The organism is Frankia tisae, from assembly GCF_025403405.1.
Taxonomy (GTDB): Bacteria; Actinomycetota; Actinomycetes; order Frankiales; family Frankiaceae; genus Frankia; species Frankia tisai.
The window spans coordinates 1-25,492 of record NZ_JANEZT010000049.1; the positions used below are offsets into that span (position 1 = coordinate 1).

Here is a 25,492-nt window from a genome sequence, read left to right on the forward strand (position 1 = left end):
CGACCGTAAGACCGCGTTCGCGCGGCAGGTGGCTGTGAAACGGGAACCCGGCACGGCTGCGGCCGGTCAGACCGGGAGCGCCACCGCATCGACGGCGGCTGCGAGACGAAGGCTCACTCATGCTTCATGACTCGCAACGGAACCGGACTCCGGTCGGCCGTCCGACGGCAGAAGTGCCGCGCCTGCCGCGCCTGCTGCGTACGGTGGTCCTAACCGTCTGTTGCTGCCGGCTCGGATGCCGGCGTCCCACCCGGCGAGCAGGAGAACAGATGACCGTCAGCAATGCGCCGCTCTCGTCACTTGCCGCCGTCGGCCCGCCGCCGCCGTTCGACCCGGAGCTGGCCGCGGTCCTCGAGCCGCTCGCGAAGTTCCTCACCCCCTCGATCACCCCCGAGATGCTGCCGCGGTTACGGGCCGCCTCGGCGGCGCCGTCCGTTTCCGACGAGCAGCTCCGCCGCAACGGCGCGTTCACGGTGGAGGAGCTGGCGGTGCCCGGGCCACCCGGAGCTCCCGAGGTTGGCCTGCTGGTCTGCCGGCCGACCGCGGCGCAGACGCCGGCGGCGGTCGTCTACCACATCCACGGCGGCGGCATGATCATGGGCGACAGTCGGGCCGGAGTGACGGAGATCCTCGACTGGGCCGAGGCCCTGCACCTGGTCGTCGTCTCGGTCGAGTACCGGCTGGCCCCGGAGCACCCGCACCCGGCGCCGGTCGAGGACTGCTACGCGGGCCTGCTGTGGACGGCCGCGCACGCCGGCGAGCTGGGCGTGGCCTCCGGGCGGGTCGTCCTCGCCGGCACCAGCGCCGGCGGCGGCCTCGCGGCGGCGACGGCGCTGCTCGCCCGCGATCGAGGCGGCCCGGCGCCGGCCGGCCAGTTGCTGATGTGCCCGATGCTCGATGACCGCGGTGGCTCGCCGTCCACCGCGCAGATGGCCGGGCTCGGGGTCTGGGACGGCACGTCGAACCGGACCGGCTGGACAGCCCTGCTCGGCGACGGCACCGGCGGCCCGGAGGTCTCCCCCTACGCGGCGCCGGCGCGGGCCGTCGACCTGGCCGGCCTGCCGCCGGCGTTCGTCGACGTCGGATCCGCCGAGACGTTCCGCGACGAGGACATCGACTACGCCACCCGCCTGCTGCGGGCCGGCGTCCAGACGGAGCTGCACGTCTGGCCCGGCGGCTTCCACGGCTTCACCCTGTTCGCGCCGCAGGCGCGGATCTCCCAGGAGTGCGCCGCCGCCCGACTGAACTGGCTTCGGCGCCTGCTGACCACCGCCTGACGCCCGCCTGATGCCCGGCTGACGCCCGTAGGTCGTGGATGGAACAGTTCGCCGGTGGGCAAGGTTGAGAATGCAGTACCGGCGTCCCGTCCCGACCCGAGAAGATCGAGGAGATCAACATGACCGAGTACGGACTACGTGTCGGCCGGGCGGAACTCGGCTCGGCGGGCCCGATCACCTTCGGCCCGGCGGGGATCCTGTTCCTCGCCGACAACGCCGCGGCGACCGTCTTCGCGGTCGACGTCAACGACCCGGGCCGCCCTGCCGGAGCGGGACCGTTCGAGCTGGCCGACGTCGACGGGCGGGTCGGCTCGCTGCTCGGCGGCGACGCGGCCGACATCGCCATTCGCGACCTCGCCGTCCACCCCGACTCGGGCAACATCTACCTGTCGGTCCAGCGCGGCCACGGCGAGCAGGCCCAGGCGGTGCTGGTGCGCATCGACCGGGCGGACGCCTCGATCAGCGACGTGCCGCTCACCGACGTCCCGGTCGCGGCGGTGACGATCGCCGACGCCCCGGCCCCCGATGACGAGCGCGTCGACGTCATCCTCCCCCTCGGCGACGAGGGCGAACAGATCACGGTCGGCTCCCGCACGATCCGCATCCTGCGCCGCCCGATCCGCACCTCGACGATCACCGACATGGCGTACGTGGACGGGGCGTTGCTGGTCGCCGGCCTGTCCAATGAGGAGTTCTCCTCGAAACTGCGGCGGATCCCGTTCCCGTTCACGGACGGCGCCGGCGCGGCGGGCAACAACCTGGAGATCTTCCACGTTTCGCACGGAAAGTGGGAGACGGCGGCGCCGATCCGCACCTTCGTGCCCTACGACGGCGGCCGCGCCATCCTGGCCAGCTACACCTGCACGCCGGTCGTGCACTTCCCGCTGGCCGAGCTGGCCCCGGGCACCAAGACGGTCGGGCGCACCGTCGCCGAGCTCGGCGCGATGAACCAGCCGCTGGACATGGTCTCCTTCGTCCAGGGCGGCGAGGAGTACCTGCTCGTCGCGAACACCTCGCACGGCCTGATCAAGATCGCTCGCCGCGACATCGACGCCCAGGCCCCGCTGACCGAGCCCACCGAGCCGGTCGGGGTGCCGCGGGAGACCGCGGACCTGCAGGGCATCACCAGGCTCGCGAACCTCGACGGCGAGCACGTGCTGGCCCTGCAGACCGACCCCGAGGGGCGTCGGCACCTGCGTTCGTTGAAGTCCGCCTCCCTGTAGGCGGGCGGGCTGCAAGCGGGCGGACGGTAGGCGGCGCGCATGGTCAACCGGAGCGAGGTCGACTGGAACGGGGCCAACCGGAGCGGGGTTGCCGTGTCGTGGTCGCGGCACGGCGAGGCCGACTGCATCCGGCTGGCCGGGCTGGCCGGGCCGGCCGGGCTGGCGTCGTGCGCGCAGGAGGTGCGCATTCACCCGGCCACCGCCGTCGCGCTCCGCACCGCCCCGCCGATGGCCGGGCGGCTGCTGCGCGACGGACCCGACACCTGCTTCCTGCCGCGCTTCCCCTTCCTCGACGGCACCGCGTACATCGTCACCGTCGACGGGGCCGTCGTGGCCGAGCTGACCCGTGCCCGCGCGGACGAGGCGGCCACCACCGAGGTGCTCGCCATCCACCCGAGCGCGGCGACGGTGCCCCGCAACCTGCTGCGCTGCTACGTCTGGTTCAGCGCCCCGATGAGCGAGGGCCAGGCGGCGGCCCACGTGCGGCTCGTCGACGACGCCGGCGAAGTTTTGGCCGGGGCGCTGCTGGCGACCGAACACGAGCTGTGGGACGCCGGCCGGCGCCGGCTCACCGTCCTGCTCGACCCGGCCCGGATCAAGCGGGGCCTCGCACCGCACCGCGAGGCCGGCTACCCGCTGCGCTCCGGCGCGCCTTTCCGGCTGGTGGTCGACGACGGTTTCCGCGACGCCCGCGGCCGCCGGCAGCGGGTCGGGGCCGAGCGGCGCTACCAGGTCGCCGGCGACGAGCGCCGCCACGTCGACCCGCAGGCCTGGACCCTGCGCGTCCCGCGCGCCGGCACCGCCGACCCGCTGGAGGTCGGGTTCGACCGGCCGCTCGACCATGGTCTGGTCGCCCGCTGCCTGCGCGTCGTCGGACCCGAGGGCCGGCCCGTCGACGGCGTCGCGGACGTCGGCGCCGAGGAGCGGTCGTGGCGGCTGGTCCCGCGGCACGGCTGGGCGGCCGGGCCGTACCGGCTCGTCGTCGACCCCGTCCTGGAGGATCTGGCCGGCAACTCTGTCGGCAGGGTCTTCGACCGGGAGCTCGCCCGCCCGACGGACGACCCCCGCGGCGCCGGCCCCGTCGCGGTGATGTTCCACCCGGGCTGAGCCCGCCGTGCGATGTTGCCACTGCCCATGGTTGCAGTTCTCCCGCAGTGGTCAGGGCAGCCAGGGCGGCGCGACGCCCCATCCCCATCGGGGCACCGGAGCGTGCGGCATGGGAGTGGCACCAGGCCTCGAGTTCTGGACCGCGATGCGGGTTCCCCACTCGAGGTAGCTCATGAACGCCGCCCGGAACTCCGGATCGCCGGGCAACCCGACCTCATCGGCGGCATCGACCAGGAGGCTGACCCAGCGTCGGCGCTGCCGTTCGGTGATGGCCTTGCCGAGGTGGTGGGCGAGCATGTTCTCGTAGCCGCCGCGGAGCTCGGTGTAGACGGCCGGGCCGCCGAAAACCTCGCCCAGCCACATGGCGACGTGATGTGCGTGGGCCGGGTTCATGCCGGCGAAGAGCGGCGCGAGGAGCTCGTCATCGGGCACGGTTTCGTAGAACCGGGCGAAAAGCCGCTCGAAGGCGTCCTCGCCGCCGGCCCAGTCGTAGAGACTGGGCGGTCGGGCCGTTCCGGCGCCGACACCGACAACGGTGGTCGGCTGGTAGTGATGCATCTCCTCGACGGCCTCGACGTAGGGTCCGATCTGGGCGAAGAAAGCCTGGAACAGCTCGCTCCTCCGGAAACCTTCCAGGTGTCCTTCGAGTGAATCCCAGCGTATCCTCAGGGTATATTGATCGGAATTTTCAACACCCCGGGAGAGCTCGAAATCGAGGCAGTTCGGCGACTCTCGCAACGAGTCCGCCGCCCGTTCGTAGGCTGCTTGGAATTCACCCTCCTGGAGTTCTGGAATCCGGTAGCGGATGTACTCAAGGATCATTCTTCGGACCTCCCGGGGTAACGCTACCAGGAATTTGCTGTATCGTTGGTACGCACTTTTTGGTGCGTACCAACGGTGCCGCCCGGTGCCGCGAGAGGGGATCTGATGGCGGAACGCATCTATCACTGCCCGGTGGAGGTGACCGTGGAGGTCATCGGCGCCAGATGGGTGCCGGTGATCCTGGCTCGGCTCAAGGAGAACGATCATCTTCGCTTCGCGCAGATCCGTCGGCTGGTACCCGGCATCACCGAGAAGATGCTGGCCCAGCGGCTACGGGAACTGGAAAGCATCAGGATCGTCGACCGCACCCTGGTGAGCTCCACGCCTCCGCACGTGGAGTACCGACTCACCGCGGAGGGCCGCTCCCTCGCGCCGGTACTCCAGGCGATGTACGACTGGGGTCGACAATGGGCGACGGCTCGGCAACTCACGGTCGACCCCATCCCGAACTGACCCTTCGATCGCCGGCCGGCCGCCACCGACCAGCAGGCGAAGCTTCTCCCGACCGGGCTGAGCCCCGGCGCGGCGGGTGCCAGGCTCAGCCGCGGGCGATGTCCGCGTAGCGGCGGGCGGCGGCCAGCGCGGCCCGCACGGCTGCCACGTCCACCTGTCCGCCATCGCCGTGCACGTCGCCGCCGGGCCCGAAGTAGGGGGTGACGTAGGCCGGGGTGTCGCGTTGGAAGCGCCATCCCTCGGCGAGCGGGCCCGCGTCGACCGCGTCGAATCCGAGCGCGTCGAGGAACGCCGCGACCGTCGCCTTGGCGTCCGTGTCGTCGCCGGCGATGGGCAGTGCCGAACGGTCGGGCGCACCCGCGGGCCGGGGGAGTGACAGCAGATGCCGGTAGTAGATGTTGTTGAACGCCTTGACCACTTTCGAGGTCGGCAGGTGGTCGGCGAGCAGTTCGCTGGTGGTGGTGGACTCGTCGGCCAGCGCGGCGATGGTGCCGTCCCGCTCCGGATAGTAGTTGTTCGTGTCGATGACCACCTTGCCGGCGAGCGGCTCGACGGGAACGTCCCGGTAGGCCCGCAGGGGCACGGTCACGACCACGATGTCGCCGGCCGCGGCGGCCTGCGCGGCGGTGGCGGCGCGAGCGCGCGGCCCGAGCTCCGCCACGAGGTCCCGCAGCGTCTCCGGGCCGCGCGAGTTACTCAGAACGACGTCGTACCCGGCCGGGATGGCCAGGCGCGCGAGCGTCCCACCGATGTTGCCACTGCCGATCAGTCCGAGTGTCGCCACGATGGCGCCAACCACGGGCGGCAGGCCCCGCATTCCCCGGGCGCGGGTACCGGGCAGGACGTGATGATTGGTGACCCCGACGGAGGTCGACATTTCATGACTGAGCAAGGCTGTCAGGAAGAGATCGCGTTCGCCCACGGCAACAGCACCGTGGTACATCGGGTGGGCGAGACCGTCAGGCGGGTGACAGGACCGCACTCCCCGGCCGTCCACGCTCTGCTCATCTACCTGGAGCGGGCGGGTTGCGAGTATGCGCCCCGGTTCCTGGGAATCGACGACCGGGGGCGTGAGGTGCTCACATATCTCGAAGGGACCGTCGGGAACTACCCGATGCCGGCGGAGGTCCGCAGCAGGGAGGCCATGGAGACGGCGGTGGTCATCCTCCGCCGGCTCCACGACCTCACCGCGGGAGTTCGGTTACCCGAGGGGGACGCCAACCCTCTTCGCCCCGAAACCGGGTCCGAGGTGATCTGTCACGGGGACGCCGCGCCGTACAACTACGTCTTCGAGGGCACTCGGGCGGTGGGACTGATCGACTTCGACAATGCAGGACCAGGCCGGCGTATTGACGATCTTGCCTACTTCGCCTACCGGTTCGCGCCACTGTGCAGTGACGACACCTTCCCGGATGGCGGCTGGTCGGCGGGCATCGACCGGTTCGGACGGCTGGCGCGAATCTTCGAGCTCTACCCAGACGACCGTGCGACTGAGCTGCCCGATCTCATTATTGGCCGCCTGGAGGCTATGAAGAAATCCATACTGATGCGCGTCGCCGCAGCAGGAGCGGGCGTCCCCTCCCGGGCGATCAAGGAACACGTCGGGATATACACCCGCGATCAGACCTTCGTCGACGCGCACCGGGGGGCGATCGCCGACGCGGTTCGCTGACACCCCGGCCGGTGAGCATGCGGGGCCAGCAGGCGAAGCCTCCCCCGACGAACCGGCGGAAGGAGCCGGGCGGCCTGTTTCGGCCTGCCGTCCTTCTTCGCCGCGCGACCATCCGGCCCTTGGACCGAAGGATTCTCCTGCGGTTCAGTGGACCCGACGGATAGTAAGCGGCGCAGCCATGCGGCAAATCGTGGTCACCGATCTCGGATCGGGCCACTCTTGCGAAAGGGAGATCTCTGGTGAGTATCTACCAGGATATTGGCGGCGCGAAGGCCGTGAAGGCCGCGGTCGACGAGTTCTACGTCCGGGTGTTGGCCGACCCGGACCTCGTACGGTTCTTCGAGGGCCGGGACCTGGACAGCCTCAAGGCAAACCAGCGGGAGTTCATCGGCTCGGCTCTCGGCGGTCCCGAGATCTACCAGGGCGGGGACATGGACCAGGTCCACGCCGCCCTCGGGGTCACCGGTGCCAACTTCGACGGGGTGGTGGGCCATCTGCTCGCGGCCTTCGCCACCGCCGGCGCCCCGGCCGAATCGGCCGGTGAGATCGCTGCGGTTCTCGGCCCGCTGCGTTCCAACATCGTCACCGCCTCGTAGCGTCCGGCCCGCGGCGAGCCAGGGGGCGCGGCGGAAGGACCTGGCAGGGAAATCCAGCACCGATCTTGTTGTGCTGGTGCACCGACCGCACGCGTCCCGCCTACAACCCGGTCAGTCCCGGCCGGGTTGCTCGGCGCCCGCTGGCTCGTCGCCGGTCCCGGCGGGCGCCGGGCGCCAGGCCCCGTCGGCCTGGTCCCAGCCGTGCCCCCGGTCGTAGGCGGCCTTGAGTTCGCTCGACAGCCGCGGCCCCCGCTCCGGCACGGTCAGCCCGTGCTCGTCGGCGTGGTCCCGCAGCCATGCGCGGACCTCGCTGACGGTTGTGCTCTGGTGGGGGCGGCGGGCCTTCGTTCGGGCGGGCACTGGACGGCGCGCCTCGCTCGTGGCCTCCGCAGCGGTGATGGCATCGTTCTGCTCCACCGCCGTCCACGCCGTATCGATCTTGGCATTGCGGGCGACGTCGACCGTCTCACCGTATTCCGCGTATTCGCCGAGGACGGACGCCACCTCGTCGCGGCATTCGTCGCACAGATCCAGCCGGACGAGCCTTCCGTCGTACGCCAGAGCCGCCGTCTGCGTCGCGGCAACCCTGTCCTTGGCGTGGCGGCCGGCGTTGTCGCACCACACATTTATGAGTGAAATTACCTCGCGCGCCATCAAGGTCGTCTCATTTCTCGTTCGGACGCCCGCTATTCGGGCTTTGATGCCAGCTTAGTGGGGTCGCAGGTGCATGGCAAACCGTGCATCTGTGCGACCTCGCGCGTCGTGCTGACCGGATTCGACCGAGTTCGCCGACCGCCGGGACAATTCACTCTGGGTGCATACGGCAGACCTATGCCCGGTAAACTTTGCGCGGAGCACGCCTGTATTTGGCATTATCCCGCCCCGCGGTCTCGTGCCGGCCGGATGGCCGCCGATCGGCCTGCGGCGCGTTGCCGGGAACGTCGGGGAGCCCCGCGCGGGGGCTACGACGGATCCGGGGAGCGGGGCTCCGCGGAACCCGCAGAGGGACCTCGTCGGCCGGGACCCGCCGTCAGCAGTGGTGGGCCGAGCGAGTAGGCATACAGGGGTGAGCACACCCGAGACGGCCGAGTTTCCGGCCTCCCACCGCGACCTGCTCGACTCTCCCCTGACCGCCGTCTTCGTCACGATCGGAGCCGACGGACGGCCCCAGGCGACCGCGGTCTGGTACCTGCCCGACGGACCCACGGTCAAGGTATCGATGATCAGCACACGGCGGAAACTGGTGAACCTGCGGCGCAACCCGGTGGCCACCCTGTTCCTGGTCGACCCCGCCAACTCGGGGCGCACCCTGGAGATCCGCGCCGACGTCGAGCTCGTGCCCGACCCGGACAAGACCGTCCTGCACCGCATCACCGACCGGTACAACGTCGACTTCGCCCGCTTCAGCGCCCTGGACTCCGAGCGGACCACCGCCGTGCTGCATCCGCGGCGCGTCGTCGTCCTCGGCTGAGCAACCAGTCCGCAGACGCCCCGCACGGTGGCCGATCCCGCGCCCGTCCGGCTGCCGTGCGGCGTCACTTCCGGCGGCGCGTCACCCGCAACTCCGTGAGATAGCGCTTGGTGACAACACCCCCGTAGCCACGCTCGATCAGGTCGCAGATGCAGCGGAGCAGCCCGCGCCGGGCCGCGGGTTCCAGGGCGCGATGTCCGGAATAGGTGCGCAGGACGTCGAGATACTCCGCGCTCGTGTAGGGCAACTCCCACTCGTAACGAAGGAAGCTGGCCTCGCCGAAACGGCCGGACCGGATGATTTCCTCGTCGTCCTCGGCGATCTCGTGCGCGGCTCGCAGCCGGAGGTTCGGCGGGGTCTTCGGATCGAAGCGCTCGTAGCAGTTCTGCACCTCGGCGAAGAACCGCTCGGTGCCACCGGCGACATGGTGGGTCGCGATGGTGGCCAGGGCACCGCCGGGACGCAGCGCCGCCGCGGCCTTCTCGACCCGCACGGCCGGGTCGATCCAGTGGAACGCGGTCGCGGCGAGCACCACGTCGAACGGCTCCCGCGGCAGCGGCCAGTCCTCGAACACGGCCTCGAGGACCTCCACGTTCTCGTGGCCGGTGAGATGGCGGCGGGCCACCGCCGCCATCTCCGGGCCCAGCTCGACCGCCACGATCGGACATCCGAGCCGCGCGAGCGGCACCGTGGCCTGCCCGGTCCCGCAGCCGATCTCCAGCACGCGGCATCCCGGCCCGAGCCCGACCGCCGCGGCGAGATCGTCGAACATCCGGGGTGGATATCCGGGCCGCGCCCGGTCGTAGAGCTCGGCGTCCTCGGTGAAGGTGGCCCGCAGCCGTTCGCGGTCTGAGTTGGTCATGTGGGCCAGCGTAGAAGGTGTTCGAGATCGTCGGTGAGACGATTTTCTGTGTCGCCTAGGCGGGATTCTCGGCGTCGACGATCCTGGTCGCCTGTGCGTCGGTCAGGTTGTAGTGCAGAAAGTCGTGGAAGAAGTTCCTGGTCTCCTGGACGATGTTCAGCTCGGAGAACTCCGCGGGATGCAGTGTCTTCGCCGCCCACTGGATCTGGAGGGCCTCCTCGATGCCGTACCGGTCCCAGTGCCAGCCGCCGGTCGGATTGACGTAGGCGCGGTGGTTGCGAACCGCCGGCTGGTTCTTCCAGAACGGATCCGCGGTCAGTTTCGCCAGCGTCTGCTGCCCGGTGTCGTTGCCGGTGAACGCGCTGCTGGCGAGGATGATCACATCTGGATTCCAGCTGGCGAAGGCCTCGGTGGTCGTCGGCCGGACGTTGCCCTTCACCTGGGCGGCGTTACGGCCGCCGGCGGCGGTGATCCATTCGTCGATGATGCTGTCGGTGCCGTCGACGACCAGAGGGTTCAACGAGTAGATGTGCAGCACCTTGGGCCGCTGCCCGGTCGGGATCTTCGAGGATGTCGCGCGGATCTGGGCGAGCTTGGCGTCGAGATAGGCGTTGTAGCGCTGCGCCTGGGTCCTGGCCGCGGGCCCCAGCACGTCGGCGGTCGTGTTGACGACCTTCTTCAGCCCGTCGAACGTCTGGAAGGCCAGTTGGAGCGTGGGAACACCCACACTCGTCGTCTTCGCCTGAATCTGGGTGCCGGTGTTGTTGAACAGCACGTCGGGATGTGTCGTCAGGAGTTCCTCGGTGTTCGCCGTCGTCGACGTGAACACCGTCTTCGCCTGGCGCAGCGCCGGGCTGATCGTGTAGAGCCATGGCGCCGAGGACGGCGTCAGCACGGTCGCGACAATCTTGTCGCCGCCGCCGAGCATCTGCACGACCTCGTTGTGCGCCGGCCAGGAGTCGGCGATCCGATTGACCGCGTCGGGAACCTGCACCGCCACGCCGGTCGAGTCGGTCACCGTGCGCGTCGTCGGCGACGCGGACGACGTCGAGCCGGCATTTCCGGCGCTCGTCGACCCACCGCAGCCGGAGATCAGCAACGCCGCGACAGCGCACAGTGCCAGCGTGACCACACCGCCACGCCGCCGGGGCCTGCGCGGCGATCCCGCGATCGAACCAGCCGCCGTCAGCCCGGCAACCCGACTCCGGGGCCCGGCGAGACGATTCAACGGCCCGGGGGTACATCTCATCGGTCCGGCAACACGACTCATCGGCGTCTTCTCTCCGCGTCGACGGGCGCGCGGCAACAACCGCTCGCCCACACCTTCGCGGCCGCCGGACCGGTGGCACACCGCTGGATGATGCATCTGCGGGCAGCAAATGGCGTGGCCAGCGTACCGGACAACAGCCGGTTACCAGGCCATCTGTCGGCACAGGAGGCGCGGATCGGCGACCACCACGGCGATGTTCGCCACTTTTACTGCAGGGAAGATGTAGTCGCCTGGGCTGGTTCCGCGGGAGCTGGAACCGGAGGCTGAAAGCCATGGGCCAGCAACGCACCCTCCACCTCGCCGCGCACGCGGTCGGACTCGCCCCCGCCTTCTCTCAGGAGTCGGACCCGATCCGGCAGAAATACGACCTTGCCGCGATCATCGAGGCCACACGCCTGCTTGAGGACGCGAAGTTCGACGCTGTCTTCGAGGCTGACGCGGTGATCTTCGATATCGATGACGCCGATTCGATCTACACCAACCTGCATGCCGACGCGACCGCGGTCGCCGCCGCGCTGGCCGCGGCCACGAGCAAGATCGGTCTGGTCTCGACGGCGACGACGACGTTCAACGTCCCCTACGCGCTGGCCCGGCAGTTCCAGTCCATCGACCAACTCAGCGGCGGGCGGCTCGGCTGGAACGCGGTGACCTCCTTCGGCGGCGAGAAGCAGTTCGGCTTCGACGAACTGCCCGACCAGACGATCCGCTACCAGCGGGCGGTCGAGTTCGTCGACATCGTCCAGGGCCTGTGGCGTGGCTGGCACGCGGACGCGGTCAGCACCGGTAGCGCCAAGAAGCCGCGCATCGACTCGAGCAAAATCGACCGCTTCACCTACGAGGGCGAGTTCCTGCGCACCGACGGCGCACTCGGCATCCCGCGCTCGCCGCAGGGCTGGCCGGTCCAGTGGCAGGCGGGCGCCTCGGCCGAGGGGCTTCGGTTCGCCGGCAGGTACGCCGAGGCGATCTTCTCCGCCTCCCCCGACCTCGACCATGCCCTGGGCTTCAGGAACCGGCTCGCGGCGGCGGTCGCCGAGCAGCGTGGCAGCGACGCCCCCGCGCCGCTGGTCTTCCCCGGTGTGCACCTGATCGCCGCGTCTACCGAGGTCGAGGCGAAGGAACAGGGCCAGGCGCTGATCGACGCGCTCGACGTGGAGGCCGGCCGCCGCAGTCTCGCACTTGCCTTCGGCGCCGTCGTCGCCGCGGAACGCGAAGGGCCGACCGGGATCGAGCTTTCCGACCTCGACCTGGACGAGCCCATCCCCGCCGAGCGGCTCGACGCGCTACCCGACAGCGAGTCCCTGCGGCGGCGCCGCAGCCGCAGCGAGCTGTACCGCGGCCTGGCCCGCAAGGGCCTCACGCTGCGCCAGCTGATCATCGAGCACCTGCAGGGACACGCCCACTACCGCCTCACCGGCAGCTTCGAGCAGGTCGCGGACGACCTCGGGCTCTGGTTCGACGAGGGCGGCGCGGACGGGTTCGTGCTGCGGTTCAGCAACGGCGCCGAGGGACTGCACGGCTTCATCGAGCACGTCATCCCGAGACTGCAGGACCGCGGTCTGTTCCGACGCGACTACGCGGGCAGCACGTTGCGTGAACACCTCGGTCTGCCCATCCCGGCCTGACCGCCATCCGCGGGCACAAGGAGTCGGCGACCTCAAGGAGTCAGCCCATGGCACCGCGACGCAACTACCTCGCCCTCGTCCCGTTCGCCGAGCCGAACCTCTGGCACGACCTGCGGGCCGATCACGGCATCACGCCTCGCACGGGCATCGCACGCTACATCGACTTCGCCCAGCAGGCGGAAGCCGCCAGGCTCGACGCGCTGTTCAAGGCCGACTTCCTCGGCTTCGACAAGTTCCATATCAGGCACGACCCGGACATGCTCACCGAGCCGCTGGCGGTCAGCGCGGCGCTGGCGTCGGTGACCCGACACATCGGCCTGGTGGTGACCGCCTCGACGTCGTTCTTCGAGCCGTACAACGTGGCGCGGCAGATCGCGACACTGCACTACGTCAGCGGCGGGCGCGCCGGCTGGAACGCGGTCACCTCCTACAACGGCGAGGTCAACTTCGGTCCGGCCACCCTTGGAACACCGGCGGAGCGCTACGACCGTGCGACGGAGTTCACCGAAGTCGTCGTGAAGCTCTGGGACGGGTGGGAGCCCGGCGCCCTGTCCTACCTCGCGGACGGCACGTCGGTGGTCGACCCCGCCCGCATCCACGACACCAACCACGTCGGCACCCACTTCTCCGTCGAGCAGGCCCTCGACGTCTCGCGGATCGTCGAGGACCTGCCTGTCGTCTTCCAGGCCGGAGCGTCCGAGGACGGCATCCGGTTCGCTGCCAGATTCGGGGAGGCGATCTTCGTGGCCACTCCCGACCTGGCGCACGCGCGCGAGTACTACGACCAGGTGAAGCGGCTCGTCGCGGGCAACGGCCGGCACCCCGACTCGCTGCGCGTGCTTCCCGGAATCCGCATCTTCATCGGCGACACCGAGCAGGAGGCCTGGGAGCTGTACCGCGATGCCTTCAAGGACGATGGCTTCTACGAGGATCGGCGCAAGTTCGTCAAGCGCGAGGCGCCGGCGATCGATCTGGACGGCCTGGACCTGGACGACGTGATCCCTCTCGAGCGCATCCCGTCGCGCGACACGATGTTGGCCGCCCGGCGCCGGGTGAGCCGCGGACTGCTGTTGCACGACTTCATCACCGAACGCGAGAACATCACCGTGCGCCAGTTCCTGGAACGCCTCCACGGTGGTGGGCACCTGCTCGCCATCGGTACACCCAGGCAGGTCGCCGACCTCTTCGCCGAGTGGTTCACCGTCCGCGCCTGCGACGGCTTCACCCTGCAGGGGGGCGGCTCCTTCGCCCGTTTCGCCGGCGAGGTACTCCCGTTGCTGCGCGAGAAGGGTCTCGTCCGCGAGGAGTACGAGGGCGAGACGCTGCGCGCGAACCTGGGACTTGAGCAGTACCACCTTGCCGTCCACGGGAAGCTTGCCGTCCACGGGAAGGAGGCGCCCTGACCGAGGGCCCGGACAGGTACGGTCTTCCCCACTGCGGCCGAACTGCGGCTGACAGATCCTAGAAGAAGCCCTGGTTGGGAAGCGGCGTTCCGTTGAGTTCGTAGCGGCCGACCGCGACCGCTTTGAGGGTCTTGGGGTTGTGGGCGGCGATCGAGCGGATGTTGCGCCAGTGCCGGTCCAGATGGGCGCCGCGACGAGTCAGTGAGCCGCCGCCGACGTCGAAGAGTTCAGACGACGCCCGGTTGGCGAGTTCGTCGATGACGACCTTGGCTTTGGCGTTGAGCAGCGCGGCCCGCAGTGACAACTGTTGTTCCTCGGGTGTCCCGTGGGCGGCGTACGCCTGCTCCAGCGCCGCTGCGGTGGTGAGGACCAGGGCCTCGGCCGCGAACGCCTGGCTGGCGAGCAGTCCGACGCTGTACTGCAGGATGGGGTCCTCAGCCGGGACGTCGCTGGGGGCGTGGTAGAACGCTCGGCGCCTGGCGCGCACCAGTTCTACCGCGTCGAGGGCGACGCGGCGCAGCACCCCGGCGATCATCGCGTTCAGCTGGAGGTGGAAGAACGTGGCCGGGTAGGGCAGTTTTTCGCGTCTGGATGTTTCTTTGCTGAAATAGTCCTCGGGGTGGATTTCGACGTTGTCGAAACTCGTGGTCCCGCTGCCGGTGAAGCGCTGCCCGAAGCCGTCCCAGTCGTTGGGCCTCAGCACACCCAGCCGATCGGCCGGGATAATCACCTGCACCTTCCCGCCGTCGACGTCCGTAGCCCCCACAATCAGCCAGTCGACATAGAGGTTGCCGGTGCTGTAGTGCTTCGTGCCATTCAGCCGCAGGCCGCTCGGAGTCTGGGTGATGGCGGTCCTGTACGGATAGTCGGTGCTGCCGGCCGGCGCATCGATCTCGGTGGAAGCGCCACCGAACAGATCGCCTTCGGCGATGCGCTCGAGCCAGCGCCCGTCCTCGGGGCGGGTGCTGCGGAGCAGGTCCTCGACGATTCCGAAGTGACTGCGCAGGATGTGCGCCACGTTGGAGTCCGCCGCTCCCAGCTCGATGAACACCTCGTAGAGCTGCGTGAGGGTTGCCCCGCCGCCGCCCCGTTCGACCGGCAGCCGCAGCGCACCGAGCCGAGCCGCCTTGACCGCGGCGATGGCCGCGTACGGCAGCTCGTCGCGCTCGTCGCGCTCGATCGCGCCGTCGGCGATGTGGTCGATCAACTCCTGCAGCTGCGGGGAATCGAAGGTGACGGCGCTGGTGGCCTCGGCAAGTTCGGTCATCGATGCTCCCTGATGGTGTGGCATCTTAGATTCGGTCCGCCGCGGCACGGGATCAATCAGGATCGGCTAACGTGTCGGTCCGCCTGCACTTAACTGTCCCGCGCTGGCCGGACGTCGCTTCGGCGAACCATCCTCGATTACTAAGGGCCCGCTAAACCGAGTTGGTAGCGGTTCGCCCTTCATTCACGCGATGGGCTGCGTCGACGATGAGTCCGATGAACGAACGGCGCCTGCCTCTGCCCGTCGTCGACGACGGGCTTCCGCCGTAGGTGCCCGGCGCGAGACGCGCCACTGCGGCGAACGCAGGACATCCCCACCTGCCTGCAGCAGGACCCGTTAACCCGATAGGAGAGTTCCGTTCGTGAGCACCCGGACACTGCACCTGAATGTGAACGCCAACGCGCTTGGGCGTGCACCCGGTGGGTGGCGGCTGCGTGACGAGCCGCTGGGATTCCTGGACGTCGGCGTCTGGGAGAACCTCGGTCGGACCGCGGAGCGCGGCCTGCTCGACGCGGTGTTCCTGGCCGAGACCCTCGGGTACTCCCAGCAGGACTTCACCAAGCCGTGGAACGCCCTGGACCCCTTCATCGTGCTGACCGCGGTCGCGCGCGCCACCACGCACGTCGGCCTGGTGGCGACGGTGTCTTCGACCTACCGGCACCCTTATCACATCGCCCGGCTCGGCTCCTCGCTGGATCTGGTGTCCGGCGGCAGGGCGGCGATCAACGTCGTGACCACCCAGTCCGGCCGGGCCGGTGCCCAGTTCGGGCTGGCGGAGCACCCGGACCGCGACACCCGCTACGGCCGCGCCGACGAGGCCATCTCGGTGATCAAGGCCCTGTGGGAGTCCTGGGACCCAGACGCGTTGATCGGCGACAGACAGACCGGGGAGTTGACGGACCTGTCGAAGGTCCGCGAGGTCGACTTCGCCGGCGAGCACCTGCAGGTGAACACCTGGTACCAGGTGCCACGGTCGCCGCAGGGGCACCCGGTCGTGCTCCAGGCAGGTGCTTCGCGCCACGGCATCGACCTGGCGGCCAAGTACGCCGATGCGGTCTTCTGCGCCGAGCACGGCCTGGCCCAGGGAAAGGAATTCGCGCGCAAGATCAAGTCTCGTGCCGCCGAGGTCTACGGCCGTAACCCCGACGAGGTTCTGATCCTGCCCGGCCTGTGGCCGATCCTCGGCAGCACCGAGGCCGAGGCACACCAGCGGCGCGATCTGCTGACCGGTCTCGCCGAGGAGCCCGATGCCCTGGCCGCCCTGGCTTTCCAGATCGCGCTGCCGGTGGAGAGCCTCACGCTCGATGGGCCGCTTCCGTGGCACCTGGTCGACTCACCGGACTGGAAGCCGAACAGCTTCGGTTTCGCGAACTCGGTGCTGACTGCCGCTCGCAACGAGGGGCTGACGGTGCGACAGTTGCTGGACCGACACATCTCCGGTGGTGGGCACCGGATCGTGGTCGGCACGCCGGAGCAGGTCGCCGACGAGATCGAGGAGTTTTTCATCGAGGGCGCGGCGGACGGCTTCAACCTGAATCACGACTTCTACCCCGACGGCCTCGATCTGATCGTCGACCACCTGGTGCCGGAACTACAGCGCCGGGGACTGTTCCGCACCGAATACGAGTCCACGACGCTGCGCGGCAACCTTGGCCTGCCCCTCCCGGCACCGGCCGTGCCCGCGCTTGGCCGGTCCGCTGGGGCGTCGTAGCGCGTGCCCCGGGGCCTGTAGCCGAAGGGTCAGCAGGCCTGCGCGGCGGCTCGTACGTACTGGCTGTCGGGGCGGGGCAGGCCGAGATGTTCGCGCAGCGTGATGCCGGTGTATTCGGTGCGGAACAGTCCGCGTCGCCGCAGCTCCGGGACCACGTGGTCGACGAAGATCTCCAGGCCGGTCGGGAAGACGTCGAAGTTCAGGTTGAAACCGTCCGCCGCGCGGTTGCGAAACCACTTCTCGATGTGGTCGGCGACCTGCTCCGGCGTACCGACCACCTGGCGGTGGAACCCCGCGCTGTGTTGAATCAGCTCGCGCACCGTCAGCCGCCCTTCGACGGCGAGGCGGTAGGTCGCCCGGCGCATCGCGTGCATGCCCTCGTACCCGGCGTCGAACTGCACCTTGTCGTAGGGGACCTCCTTGTCGAGCTGCAGGTCGTCCGACCGCAGCCCGAGCATCGCGGCGAAGCGCGGCACCTCGTGGGTGAAGTCGAACAGCTCGTTGAGCTGAGCCTTGCGGGCGCGGGCCGCGGCCTCGGTGGAGCCGACGACCGGGAAGAACCCGGGCAGGACGAGCGGCTGGTCGGGGCCGCGCCCGAACCCGGTGGCGCGGGCCTGGATGTCGGAGTAGTACTCCTGCGCGCTGTCGAGCGTGGTCTGGGTGGTGAAGATCGCGTCGGCCACCCGCGCGCCGAGATTCAGCCCGCCCTCCGAGCCACCCGCCTGGAAGATCACCGGTCGTCCCTGCGGGGAGCGGGGGATGATCGACGGGCCCCGGACGTGGAAGTGCTCGCCGTGATGGTCGATGGTGTGGATCCTGTCGCCGGCGACCCACCGGTCGGCGACCTTGTCGCCGACGATCGCGTCGTCCTCCCAGCTGTCCCAGAGCTTGTTGAGCACGTCGGCGAACTCTTCGGCCCGGGCGTAGCGGGTCGGGTGGTCGGGATGCCTGTCCCAGCCGTAGTTGTAGGCGGCGTTCGGGCTGCCGGTGGTCACCAGGTTGACCGCCGCGCGGCCCTTGCTGATGTGGTCGAGGGTGGCGATCCGGCGGGAGAGGTTGAACGGGTCGTTATAGGTCGTCGAGGCGGTCGCGACCAGGCCGATGTATTCGGTTGCCAGCGCGAGCCCGCCGAGCAGGACGCTGTTGTCCAGCGCCTGGTATGGCTCCAGCGGCGGTTCGCCGGGAATGGCGGCGACGTCGGCGATGAAGACCGCGTCGAAGGTCCCGCGCTCGGCGATACGGGCAATGTCGACGAAGAAGTCGATGTCGGCGAAGAGGGCGGGGTCGTCCTGCAGCCGCCAGGCACCCGGGTGGCGGCCGGTTCCGGTGACGTTGACATTGAGATGGAGTCGGCGCTCGCTCATTGCTTTCCCGTCGGGTGATGGGTTCGTCGGGCCGGATCAGGATCAGCCGGAGCTGGTCAGGATGCCGTCGAACTCGGTGGTGTAGCCGATCTTGCCGTCGGCGTCGGACTTGAGTCCGCCGATCTTGTAGGCACCGTCGACGATCTCCTTCTGGATCTTGCTGAACTGCGGGCTGCCGATCTTGTAGAACGTGGTGTACTTGGCATTCTCGTAGTTGATCTTGGCAATTTTCGGCGTCTGGTTGGAGACCGTCTCCAGCACGTGCTCGTAGGCGTCCTCATGCGCGGGCACCCACTGCTCGTAGAACGTGCGCAGCCGGGTGAAGAAGTCCTTGATCGCGGCAAGCTTGACCGGATCCTTCAGGACCGAGGTGCGCGCGATCCAGCCACCGCCACCGATGATGCCGAGGCTGTGCGGGTCGGCGATCTGGGTCGCCTGGCCGGAGTCGACCGGCTTCTGGACGACGCTGTAACTGGACACCACGGCGTCGAGGTCGCCGGCGTTGAAGGCGTTCGCCGCCGCCTGGTTCGCCGGGAACTGTACGGGCTTGACGTCCTTCGGGCTCAGGCCGGCCTGGGCCAGCAGCGCGACGTAGCCAGCGTAGATGTTGCCGCCGTAGTTGTAGCCGATCTTCTTGCCCTTCAGGTCGGCGAGCGTCTTGATCCCGGAGCTTTTCGTCACGAACACAGCCGGCGACGGGTGCGGCGCCTTGGGCGTGTAAACGATCGCGAAGCTCTGGATCGGCGGGCCGGTCTTGGCCCAGTCCGTCGTGGCGTTGGCGACCTCGAACGCGCCGGTGTTGTCGCCGGCCTCCCCGACGTCGATCTGACTGCCGTACAGCGCGGCCAGCTGGTTGGCCGGACCGTTGATGATCGGGACCTCGTACTTGTACGGGAGGTTGCTGAACAGGCCGGATGCCTTCAGCAGGGCCGGGAACTCCGCCGTCTGGTAGCTGATCTTGAGGTTGACGCCGGAGAGGTCGACCCCGCCGCTGGCACGGACCGAACCGCCGCCCGCGGCCGGGCTGCTGCCACCGCCCGAGGCCGACGCGCCGCCGGAGCTGCCGCACGCGGCGAGGACGGCCGTCAGGGCCGCGATGACGACGGCGGACGTGCCGCGCGCGAGACGCCAGGGCTTTCGAGTAGTGGAGCTCATGAAGATGGGATTCCTCGAGTCGTGATCGTCAGTGGTCGGTGATGGATTGCTGGCTGGTGATGGGTTGCTGGCTTCAGTGGTCCGACGGCACATCCGCGCCTTCGCCGCCGACGGTGCGGGCGATGCCGAGCTGCTCGAGCAACGTCGCCCGGAGTTCGAGGAACCGCGGATCGTCGCGCCGGCGGGGCTTTTCGATGTCGACGTGCTGGTCCAGGGCGATCGTGCCGTTGGACAGGACCAGGACGCGGTCGGCGAGCAGGATCGCCTCATCGACGTCGTGCGTGACCAGGACGACGGCCGGCTGGTGCTTGGCGCACAGCGCCGCCAGCAGGTCGTGCATCTTGATGCGGGTCAGGGCGTCGAGCGACGCGAACGGCTCGTCCAGTAGCAGCAGGTCGGGCTCGGTGACCAGGGCGCGGGCGAGCGCCACGCGTTGCGCCTCGCCACCGGACAGCGTCCGCGGCCACGCCATGGCATGCTGGTCGATGCCGACCTCGGCGAGGGCGTCGAGCGCCCTGCGGCGGGCGGCGCGCGGTCGCCGGGCACCGAGCGCGACGTTGCGCCAGACCCGTTGCGAGGGCACCAGGCGCGGTTCCTGGAAGACGATCGAACGCAGCCTGGGGACGACGACGTGCCCCTCGTCGGCGATGTCGAGGCCGCCGATGATGCGCAGCAGCGTCGTCTTGCCGGTGCCCGACGGGCCGAGCAGCGCGACGAAGTCGCCCTTCTTCAGCGCCAGATCGACGCCGTCGAGCACGGCGCGGCCGCTGAAGACACGCCGGACGCCGGATGCCCTGACCGCGTACCGCTCGCCGGCCGGGGTCGGGGTCCGGTCAGCGGTGCTGGCGTCAACGGCCTGGGAGACGTTCTCGAGAGTTTCAGCCGATGCCGACACGGGCTCTCCAGGGCAGGGCGAGACGCTCCACGCCCCGCATGAGAAAGTCGATGGCGATGCCCAGTACCGCATAGATCCAGATGCCGGCGATGACGATGTCCGGCCGCTGGTTGTTCTGGGCGTTGATGATCAGATAGCCGATGCCGGCGGTGGAGTTGACCTGCTCGGCCAGCACCAGTGACAGCAGCGAGAAGGAGCACGCGAAACGCAGGCCGGTGAGGATGCCCGGCAGCGCCGTCGGGAAGATGATCCGCCGTGCGATCTGGAAGCCCGACAGGCCGAAGGTCTGCCCGGCCTCGATGAGCTTCACGTCGACACCGCGCACCGCGTGGAAGGTGTTCAGGTAGAGCGGGAACAGCGCGGCCGCGATGATGAGCGCGAGCTTGGAGCTCTCGTCGATGCCGAACCAGGTGACGAACAGCGGCACCAGAGCGATGAACGGCACCGTCCGCAGCATCTGCAGCGTCGCGTCGAAGATCTCCTCGCCGATCTTCCAGAGCCCGGCGAAGATGCCGAGGACCAGGCCGACGGTGCTGCCGATCAGCAGGCCCTCCCCGGCGCGACGCAGCGACACCGGCAGGGCCGCCTGCAGCGAGCCGTTGTCCCAGAGATACTTGTAGGCCTTGACGATCGTCTCCGGCGACGGCAGCTGGTCCTCCGTCGTCCAGCCCCAGTTCAGGACCAGCTGCCAGAACACGACGAGCAGGACGGGCACGCCGATCCGAAGGGTCCAGCCACGCCAGAACTTGATCCGCTCGAGGATCTTCTCGCGGCCGCGGTTCTTCGGACTGAGGTCGATCAGCGACTTGTCCAGCGCGACGGGCTTCGCGGCGGCCGTGTTCTTGGGCGCGACCGTGGTGTCGTCGACCAGCTCGGCGGTGGTCACCGCGCCACCCCGGCGGGAGCGGCGCCGTGCACGCCGACCGGTCGGGTGCCGCGCAGTTGCACGCGGTGGACCACGCGCGCGGAGTCCGGGTGGTTGTCGGCGACGCGGCGGTGCCAGACCGCCCGGTTGTCCCACAGGGCGGCGTCGCCCTCGCGCCAGTGGTACTGGATGACGTTGTCCAGCCGGGTCGTCTGATCGTAGACGATCTTGAGGATCGCGTCGCTCTCCACCGCGCTGAGCCCTTTGATGGAGCGGGTCAGTTGCGGGTTGACGAACAGCCCCTTGCGGCTGGTCTCGGGGTGTACCGCGACCACCGGGTGCTCGACGCCCTCGGGCGCGAGGTCGTGTCCCTCCCAGTGGCCGTCCGGGCGAGGCCCGGCATAGCCGTGCACCGCCACGAGGCCCTCCAGGAACTGCTGCACCGGCGCGCTGAGCGACTCGTAGCCGACGTGCGCGGACGCGAACGCCGTGGAGCCACCGGCCGACGGAAGGGTGACGACGTTGAACACCGCGCCGGCCGGGGGGGTCGGCGTGAAGGTGACGTCGGCATGCCAGACGTCGTTGACCAGGTTGTAGCCGGAGTCGTTCGTGAACGTGCGGGAGTCGAAGGCGACGACGCGGCTGCCGGCGTCGATCGGGTTCAGCACCGCACTTCCCGCAGTCAGTTCGCCGATGACGGCCGCGAAGCGCTCCTGCTGGCTGGGGTCGAGGTGCTGGCCCGGGAAGAACAGCACCTGGTAGTCCAGCCAGGCCTCCCGGAGTCCGGCGGCGGTGGCCGCGTCGAGTTCCCGCGACAGGTCGACGCCGGTGATCTCGGCGCCGAAGTTGGCGTTGAGCGGCCTGATGCTCAGGCGCGTGGCGATGGCGGTCATGAGCGTGTCCTCACGGGCTTGCACCCTCAGTCGAACGTGGCGAAGGGGACGGTGTCGTCCTGGTCGAGCTCGGCGACCAGACCGAGTTCCCAGGACAGGTAGTGACGGAACCCGGCTTTGCGGGCCTCCAGGTCCGTCTCACGCCAGCCGGAGGCGACGACGTCCTCCGGCTCGTGCAGCCAGATCGTCCGGTCGGTCTCGACGGGGAAGCCGGCCTGGCGCCAGGCGTCCGTGCCGCCGTCGAGCACCTGGACCGGACGGTCGGTGAGGGACGTCAGCTCGGCCGCCGCGTAGCGCGCGAGGACGCCGTCGGTCGACGTGACCACGATCGGCCCGCTACCGGGGATCTGCGCCGGCGCGCCGGCGAGCCGGGATCGGAGGGCGAAGCGGGCGCCGGGGATGTGCCCGGTGCGGTACTCCGGACTCGCAGCGACGTCCAGGACGAGGACGTCGGTCGAGAGCGCGGTGTTGAGCTGACCTGGCGTGATGGTGGTATAGCCGGCCGTCGGCAGGTTCAGCACCGGCCGCGGCACCTCCCCGGACTCCAGTTCGACACCGTCGAGTGCGTCGTCGAGGACATACACCTCGGCCCAGCCGATCTGTGCGATCCACGAGGCGGCGACCGTGGCACGGACGCCGTCGTTGTCGACCAGGACGACCCGGGAGTGGTGGGTACCCACGTGGCGGAACACCCAGGGTGCGACGTCCCAGCTGGGCGCCGAGAGCGACCCCGGCAGGTGGCCGGCCTCGAACTCCTCGACAGTGCGCACATCCAGGACGAACAGCGAGCGGGAGCCGTCGTTGCGGAAGCTGTCCAGCTTCGCCCGGTCGATGTGGGCGATCCCGAACCGCTCACCGAAACGGGCCCCGGCCGCCTTCGCCGCATCCAGGGCCGCACCCGACGGAAGCGGGGCAGCGGACGTCTTGCCGTGGTCGAGTTCGTGCCCCTCCAGAACCCACGACTGCGTGCCGCCTTCCAGCGAGACGACGCGGTTGGGCAGGCCGGCGTTGATGAGCACCTGCGCGCCGAGGATGCTGCGCGTGCGCCCGGCGCAGTTGACCACGACGAGGGTGTCCGGCGACAGCACCACCTCGGCGGCGCGGTAGACCAGCTCGGCGCCGGGGATCGACGTGCCGCCGGGCAGGCTGTGATGGGTGAACTCGCCGATCGGGCGGCTGTCGAGCAGGACGATGTCCTCGCCGGCGGCCCGACGCTCCAACAGTTCCGGGACGCTGATGTGCGGCGTCTTGTAGACCTCCTCGATCCACTCGCCGAAGGCCTGCCCGATGACGTGATCGCCGCCGCTGTGGACCTTGTGGCCGGCGCCGGCCCACGCGGCGAGACCCCCGTCCAGTGCGCGTACGTCGGTGTAGCCCAGTTCGCGCAGCCGCGCGGCGCCCCGCTCGGCCAGCTCGCCGCCACCGCCGTCGTAGGTGATCACTGGCGTGTCGCGTCGCGGGATGAGGGCTCCGACCTTGAGTTCCAGGACGCTGAGCGGAATCGACACCGCGAGCAGGATCGAGCCTTCGTGGGCGGTGACGCCGGACTCACGGACATCGACGAGTGCGTACTCCTCGCCGCTGGCGAGCAGAGTGCGCAACGCCTCGACGTCGATGGTGGCGGCGGCGGAGGTGGCGGAGGTGGCGAGTTCAGTCATGGGTGTGCTCCCTGCGGGCGATCAGTAGTAGATGGATCCGGGGACGCCGCCGCCGGCGAAGACGTTGTCACCGGTGATCGCTACGCTGCGCGGCGAGGCGAGGAAGGCGACGACCCACGCCACCTCCCGCGGTTCGATCACGCGGCCGATGACGTTGTCCGGGGCGGGAAGCAGTGCGCTGCCGTCGGCCGAGCGGGCCTGCCGCAGCTCGATGTAGCGGTCGGTGCGGGTGGGCCCCGGGTGGACGGTGGTGACGTTGATTCCGTGCGGCCCGAGCTCGTCGGCGACGTTTTTCGTCAGTGCGATCACCGAGGCGTTGCGCACCGACCCGATCACCGAGACGGTCGAGCGGGCGCCGGTGCCGCTGATGTTGATGATCCGGCCCCAGCCGTTCTCGATCAGCAGTGGAGCGACGGCCTTGATGGTGCGGAGGTAGCCGATCACCTTGACGTTGATCTGGCGGTGGAACCATTCGTCGTCCGCGTCGTTGAAGCTGGGCCCCTTCTGGGCGGGTTGCTCGGCGGCGTTGTTGACGAGGATGTCGACGCCGCCGAAGGCGGCCTGCACGGTGTCGACCAGGTTGCGGACCGAGTCCTCGTCACCGGTATCCGCCGGGACGGCGAGCACGTCGGCGCCGGTGGATTCCTTGATCAATTTGGCCGCGCCGTCCAGGACCTCCCGCCGGCGTCCAGCGATCGCGACACGCGCGCCCTCGCGCACCAGCTCCTCGGCGATGGCGTAGCCGATTCCGGTGCCGCCGCCGGTGACGATGGCGCGCTTTCCGTCCAGTTCGAGACCCACAGGTTCTCCCGATCAAGGGCATGAGGGCAGCACTGAGCTGCCGGGACGGGCTCAGCCTGTGTGCGGGAGAAGGGGAAAACCAGAATAAATCTCTACAGAAATAGTGCGGATCTGCCTAAACAGTGGGGACGCCGACCGGGCGCGCCGGATGGCCTGGGGGCAACGGGGGCGCGCCCTCGGGCTCCTGCAGTGACAGTCCCGTCGCCCTATGCGTCTCGTCCGGTCTGTCGGACCGAGACTCCGCCGGAAGGGTGGTGATGCTGGCGGCTGGCGGAGCAGGTCGGCGAGGTCCTCGGCGTCGACGCGGCGCAGCGCGCTGGCGTCGGCGAGCGCGGCGGCGACGTCGTCGGACGGGGCGCCGGTGGCCATGACCTGATCATCGAGCAGTCACCGAGTGAGGGCGAGGCTACGGTCGGGGAAGGCGGTGGCGAGCTCGACGATCGCCGGCCACAGCAGCTGCACGACCGCGTTGTTCTTCGGGAAACACCCCCGGTAACCGGTTAGGTGCTCTTTTGGTCTTTGGTTGGGGTCAGGCTGTTGTGGGCGTCCCAACACGACGGCGCCGGCCGCTGCGTAGGCGGATCATCGGGCACACCCGGACCTTGCGACCTGGCCAAGCACGGTCCGCCAACAGCCCGGCTCGCCGTGTCACCGGCGACACCCGGCCAGCCGAAAACAAGCGATCTACCGGACCTGCCCAGTTACATCCCCGGTTCTTGGTGATTTTCCGTAGCTGGTAGCTGAGGCTTTCGATTCACACCCGCGTCCGCCAACGGCGGGGAGTCGAGAACCGGGTGTACCACGTCCGCGAAACCTCGCCCTCAGCCTCATCTGCCGCCACGGCACAAGATTAAGGAGAGATAGCCGGATCCATCGCCCGTGACGGCTGGTCGGAACGGGAGCCACCTGTCACCCAGAGCAATGCCGCACGCCACGTACCCCGTACTTGCCACATGATCGGAATGCGCCACCCGACATTGAACCTTTCCCGGTAACCTTTCGTCACCTTTGGTAGCAACAACGCTGTGTGCATACGTTGATCTCTACGTGGTGCGCTGGTGCTCCATGTGGAGCAGCACGAGGCATGCTTTCACCACGGATCCGA

The 25,492-nt window shown here is 69.3% G+C and carries 23 protein-coding genes; 10 read left to right on the forward strand and 13 right to left on the reverse strand.

The genetic code is table 11. From position 1 onward, the window contains the following. The first annotated feature begins 269 nt into the window (after nucleotides 1-269). From NBZ85_RS07295 to NBZ85_RS07305, 3 genes are all read left to right on the forward strand, one after another. Nucleotides 270-1,277 (forward strand): alpha/beta hydrolase, encoded by a 1,008-nt coding sequence (locus NBZ85_RS07295; protein ID WP_261554940.1) that lies wholly within the window; start codon nucleotides 270-272, stop codon nucleotides 1,275-1,277. A 119-nt stretch (nucleotides 1,278-1,396) separates the two neighbouring features. Beyond that, nucleotides 1,397-2,500: a hypothetical protein gene (locus NBZ85_RS07300; protein ID WP_261561691.1), complete on the forward strand. Its 1,104-nt coding sequence runs from the start codon at nucleotides 1,397-1,399 to the stop codon at nucleotides 2,498-2,500. Between the two features lie 39 nt (nucleotides 2,501-2,539). After that, entirely contained in the window at nucleotides 2,540-3,607 is a 1,068-nt protein-coding gene (locus tag NBZ85_RS07305) for a hypothetical protein (RefSeq protein ID WP_261554938.1), read from the forward strand. A gap of 51 nt (nucleotides 3,608-3,658) precedes the next feature. Here the strand turns inward: NBZ85_RS07305 and NBZ85_RS07310 are convergent, their stop codons facing one another. Continuing rightward, nucleotides 3,659-4,429 (reverse strand): globin domain-containing protein, encoded by a 771-nt coding sequence (locus tag NBZ85_RS07310; RefSeq protein WP_261561692.1) that lies wholly within the window; start codon nucleotides 4,427-4,429, stop codon nucleotides 3,659-3,661. 105 nt (nucleotides 4,430-4,534) lie between these two features. Here NBZ85_RS07310 and NBZ85_RS07315 point away from each other — a divergent pair, with 105 nt between their 5' ends. Further along, a complete protein-coding gene (locus NBZ85_RS07315) occupies nucleotides 4,535-4,882 on the forward strand; it encodes a winged helix-turn-helix transcriptional regulator (protein ID WP_261554936.1) in 348 nt (115 codons plus the stop codon). 85 nt (nucleotides 4,883-4,967) lie between these two features. Here NBZ85_RS07315 and NBZ85_RS07320 read toward each other — a convergent pair whose 3' ends face one another. Then, entirely contained in the window at nucleotides 4,968-5,666 is a 699-nt protein-coding gene (locus NBZ85_RS07320; protein WP_261561693.1) for an NADPH-dependent F420 reductase, read from the reverse strand. A 96-nt stretch (nucleotides 5,667-5,762) separates the two neighbouring features. On the opposite strand from NBZ85_RS07320, the gene NBZ85_RS07325 reads away from it, so the two are divergent. Next, entirely contained in the window at nucleotides 5,763-6,554 is a 792-nt protein-coding gene (locus tag NBZ85_RS07325) for a phosphotransferase (protein WP_261554935.1), read from the forward strand. A 239-nt stretch (nucleotides 6,555-6,793) separates the two neighbouring features. Then, the gene (locus NBZ85_RS07330) at nucleotides 6,794-7,150 is read left to right on the forward strand and encodes a group I truncated hemoglobin (protein WP_261554934.1); all 357 of its coding nucleotides are present in this window, start codon (nucleotides 6,794-6,796) and stop codon (nucleotides 7,148-7,150) included. Between the two features lie 111 nt (nucleotides 7,151-7,261). Here the strand turns inward: NBZ85_RS07330 and NBZ85_RS07335 are convergent, their stop codons facing one another. After that, entirely contained in the window at nucleotides 7,262-7,804 is a 543-nt protein-coding gene (locus NBZ85_RS07335) for a hypothetical protein (protein ID WP_261554933.1), read from the reverse strand. 412 nt (nucleotides 7,805-8,216) lie between these two features. Here NBZ85_RS07335 and NBZ85_RS07340 point away from each other — a divergent pair, with 412 nt between their 5' ends. Next, complete coding sequence (locus NBZ85_RS07340) at nucleotides 8,217-8,621, forward strand: PPOX class F420-dependent oxidoreductase (protein ID WP_261554932.1); 405 nt, start codon at nucleotides 8,217-8,219, stop codon at nucleotides 8,619-8,621. Between the two features lie 64 nt (nucleotides 8,622-8,685). On the opposite strand, the gene NBZ85_RS07345 is transcribed toward NBZ85_RS07340, so the two are convergent. Continuing rightward, entirely contained in the window at nucleotides 8,686-9,483 is a 798-nt protein-coding gene (locus NBZ85_RS07345; RefSeq protein WP_261554931.1) for a class I SAM-dependent methyltransferase, read from the reverse strand. A gap of 55 nt (nucleotides 9,484-9,538) precedes the next feature. After that, entirely contained in the window at nucleotides 9,539-10,615 is a 1,077-nt protein-coding gene (locus NBZ85_RS07350; protein WP_261561694.1) for an ABC transporter substrate-binding protein, read from the reverse strand. Between the two features lie 410 nt (nucleotides 10,616-11,025). Here NBZ85_RS07350 and NBZ85_RS07355 point away from each other — a divergent pair, with 410 nt between their 5' ends. Then, nucleotides 11,026-12,375, forward strand: coding sequence for an NtaA/DmoA family FMN-dependent monooxygenase (locus tag NBZ85_RS07355; protein ID WP_261554929.1), 1,350 nt, complete (start codon nucleotides 11,026-11,028; stop codon nucleotides 12,373-12,375). A gap of 47 nt (nucleotides 12,376-12,422) precedes the next feature. Beyond that, nucleotides 12,423-13,778, forward strand: coding sequence for an NtaA/DmoA family FMN-dependent monooxygenase (locus tag NBZ85_RS07360; protein WP_261554928.1), 1,356 nt, complete (start codon nucleotides 12,423-12,425; stop codon nucleotides 13,776-13,778). 58 nt (nucleotides 13,779-13,836) lie between these two features. On the opposite strand, the gene NBZ85_RS07365 is transcribed toward NBZ85_RS07360, so the two are convergent. After that, complete coding sequence (locus NBZ85_RS07365) at nucleotides 13,837-15,045, reverse strand: acyl-CoA dehydrogenase family protein (RefSeq protein ID WP_261561695.1); 1,209 nt, start codon at nucleotides 15,043-15,045, stop codon at nucleotides 13,837-13,839. A gap of 361 nt (nucleotides 15,046-15,406) precedes the next feature. Between NBZ85_RS07365 and NBZ85_RS07370 the strand changes: the two genes are divergently transcribed. Beyond that, nucleotides 15,407-16,756 (forward strand): NtaA/DmoA family FMN-dependent monooxygenase, encoded by a 1,350-nt coding sequence (locus NBZ85_RS07370; RefSeq protein ID WP_261561696.1) that lies wholly within the window; start codon nucleotides 15,407-15,409, stop codon nucleotides 16,754-16,756. 29 nt (nucleotides 16,757-16,785) lie between these two features. Here NBZ85_RS07370 and NBZ85_RS07375 read toward each other — a convergent pair whose 3' ends face one another. The 7 genes from NBZ85_RS07375 to NBZ85_RS07405 form a co-directional block, all read right to left on the reverse strand. Continuing rightward, nucleotides 16,786-18,120 carry an LLM class flavin-dependent oxidoreductase gene (locus NBZ85_RS07375; protein WP_261554925.1) on the reverse strand — a complete coding sequence of 445 codons (1,335 nt, stop codon included), beginning with the start codon at nucleotides 18,118-18,120 and terminating at the stop codon, nucleotides 16,786-16,788. A 42-nt stretch (nucleotides 18,121-18,162) separates the two neighbouring features. Further along, nucleotides 18,163-19,275 carry an ABC transporter substrate-binding protein gene (locus tag NBZ85_RS07380; RefSeq protein ID WP_261561697.1) on the reverse strand — a complete coding sequence of 371 codons (1,113 nt, stop codon included), beginning with the start codon at nucleotides 19,273-19,275 and terminating at the stop codon, nucleotides 18,163-18,165. 73 nt (nucleotides 19,276-19,348) lie between these two features. Beyond that, on the reverse strand, nucleotides 19,349-20,170 hold the full coding sequence (locus NBZ85_RS07385) for an ABC transporter ATP-binding protein (protein WP_261554923.1): 822 nt from the start codon (nucleotides 20,168-20,170) through the stop codon (nucleotides 19,349-19,351). Beyond that, the gene (locus tag NBZ85_RS32585) at nucleotides 20,154-21,056 is read right to left on the reverse strand and encodes an ABC transporter permease (RefSeq protein ID WP_261554922.1); all 903 of its coding nucleotides are present in this window, start codon (nucleotides 21,054-21,056) and stop codon (nucleotides 20,154-20,156) included. The genes NBZ85_RS07385 and NBZ85_RS32585 overlap by 17 nt, the downstream gene beginning before the upstream one ends. Continuing rightward, nucleotides 21,053-21,928, reverse strand: a complete 876-nt coding sequence (locus NBZ85_RS07395) for a TauD/TfdA dioxygenase family protein (protein ID WP_261554921.1) — start codon at nucleotides 21,926-21,928, stop codon at nucleotides 21,053-21,055. Before NBZ85_RS07395 ends, NBZ85_RS32585 begins: the two co-directional genes overlap by 4 nt. Nucleotides 21,929-21,954: 26 nt before the next feature. Beyond that, entirely contained in the window at nucleotides 21,955-23,586 is a 1,632-nt protein-coding gene (locus NBZ85_RS07400) for a rhodanese-like domain-containing protein (RefSeq protein ID WP_261561698.1), read from the reverse strand. A 21-nt stretch (nucleotides 23,587-23,607) separates the two neighbouring features. Continuing rightward, nucleotides 23,608-24,387: an SDR family NAD(P)-dependent oxidoreductase gene (locus NBZ85_RS07405; RefSeq protein ID WP_261561699.1), complete on the reverse strand. Its 780-nt coding sequence runs from the start codon at nucleotides 24,385-24,387 to the stop codon at nucleotides 23,608-23,610. Nucleotides 24,388-25,492 lie beyond the last annotated feature (1,105 nt).

What these genes read in the sequence shown, in the direction of transcription:
- NBZ85_RS07300 (WP_261561691.1), top strand. Translation starts at nt 1,397, where the DNA reads ATGACCGAGTACGGACTACGTGTCGGCCGGGCGGAACTCGGCTCGGCG.
- NBZ85_RS07335 (WP_261554933.1), bottom strand. Translation starts at nt 7,804, where the DNA reads ATGGCGCGCGAGGTAATTTCACTCATAAATGTGTGGTGCGACAACGCC.
- NBZ85_RS07345 (WP_261554931.1), bottom strand. Translation starts at nt 9,483, where the DNA reads ATGACCAACTCAGACCGCGAACGGCTGCGGGCCACCTTCACCGAGGAC.
- NBZ85_RS07295 (WP_261554940.1), top strand. Translation starts at nt 270, where the DNA reads ATGACCGTCAGCAATGCGCCGCTCTCGTCACTTGCCGCCGTCGGCCCG.
- NBZ85_RS07365 (WP_261561695.1), bottom strand. Translation starts at nt 15,045, where the DNA reads ATGACCGAACTTGCCGAGGCCACCAGCGCCGTCACCTTCGATTCCCCG.
- NBZ85_RS07400 (WP_261561698.1), bottom strand. Translation starts at nt 23,586, where the DNA reads ATGACTGAACTCGCCACCTCCGCCACCTCCGCCGCCGCCACCATCGAC.
- NBZ85_RS07325 (WP_261554935.1), top strand. Translation starts at nt 5,763, where the DNA reads ATGACTGAGCAAGGCTGTCAGGAAGAGATCGCGTTCGCCCACGGCAAC.
- NBZ85_RS07375 (WP_261554925.1), bottom strand. Translation starts at nt 18,120, where the DNA reads ATGAGCGAGCGCCGACTCCATCTCAATGTCAACGTCACCGGAACCGGC.
- NBZ85_RS07355 (WP_261554929.1), top strand. Translation starts at nt 11,026, where the DNA reads ATGGGCCAGCAACGCACCCTCCACCTCGCCGCGCACGCGGTCGGACTC.
- NBZ85_RS07315 (WP_261554936.1), top strand. Translation starts at nt 4,535, where the DNA reads ATGGCGGAACGCATCTATCACTGCCCGGTGGAGGTGACCGTGGAGGTC.
- NBZ85_RS07305 (WP_261554938.1), top strand. Translation starts at nt 2,540, where the DNA reads ATGGTCAACCGGAGCGAGGTCGACTGGAACGGGGCCAACCGGAGCGGG.
- NBZ85_RS07310 (WP_261561692.1), bottom strand. Translation starts at nt 4,429, where the DNA reads ATGATCCTTGAGTACATCCGCTACCGGATTCCAGAACTCCAGGAGGGT.
- NBZ85_RS07360 (WP_261554928.1), top strand. Translation starts at nt 12,423, where the DNA reads ATGGCACCGCGACGCAACTACCTCGCCCTCGTCCCGTTCGCCGAGCCG.
- NBZ85_RS07395 (WP_261554921.1), bottom strand. Translation starts at nt 21,928, where the DNA reads ATGACCGCCATCGCCACGCGCCTGAGCATCAGGCCGCTCAACGCCAAC.
- NBZ85_RS07380 (WP_261561697.1), bottom strand. Translation starts at nt 19,275, where the DNA reads ATGAGCTCCACTACTCGAAAGCCCTGGCGTCTCGCGCGCGGCACGTCC.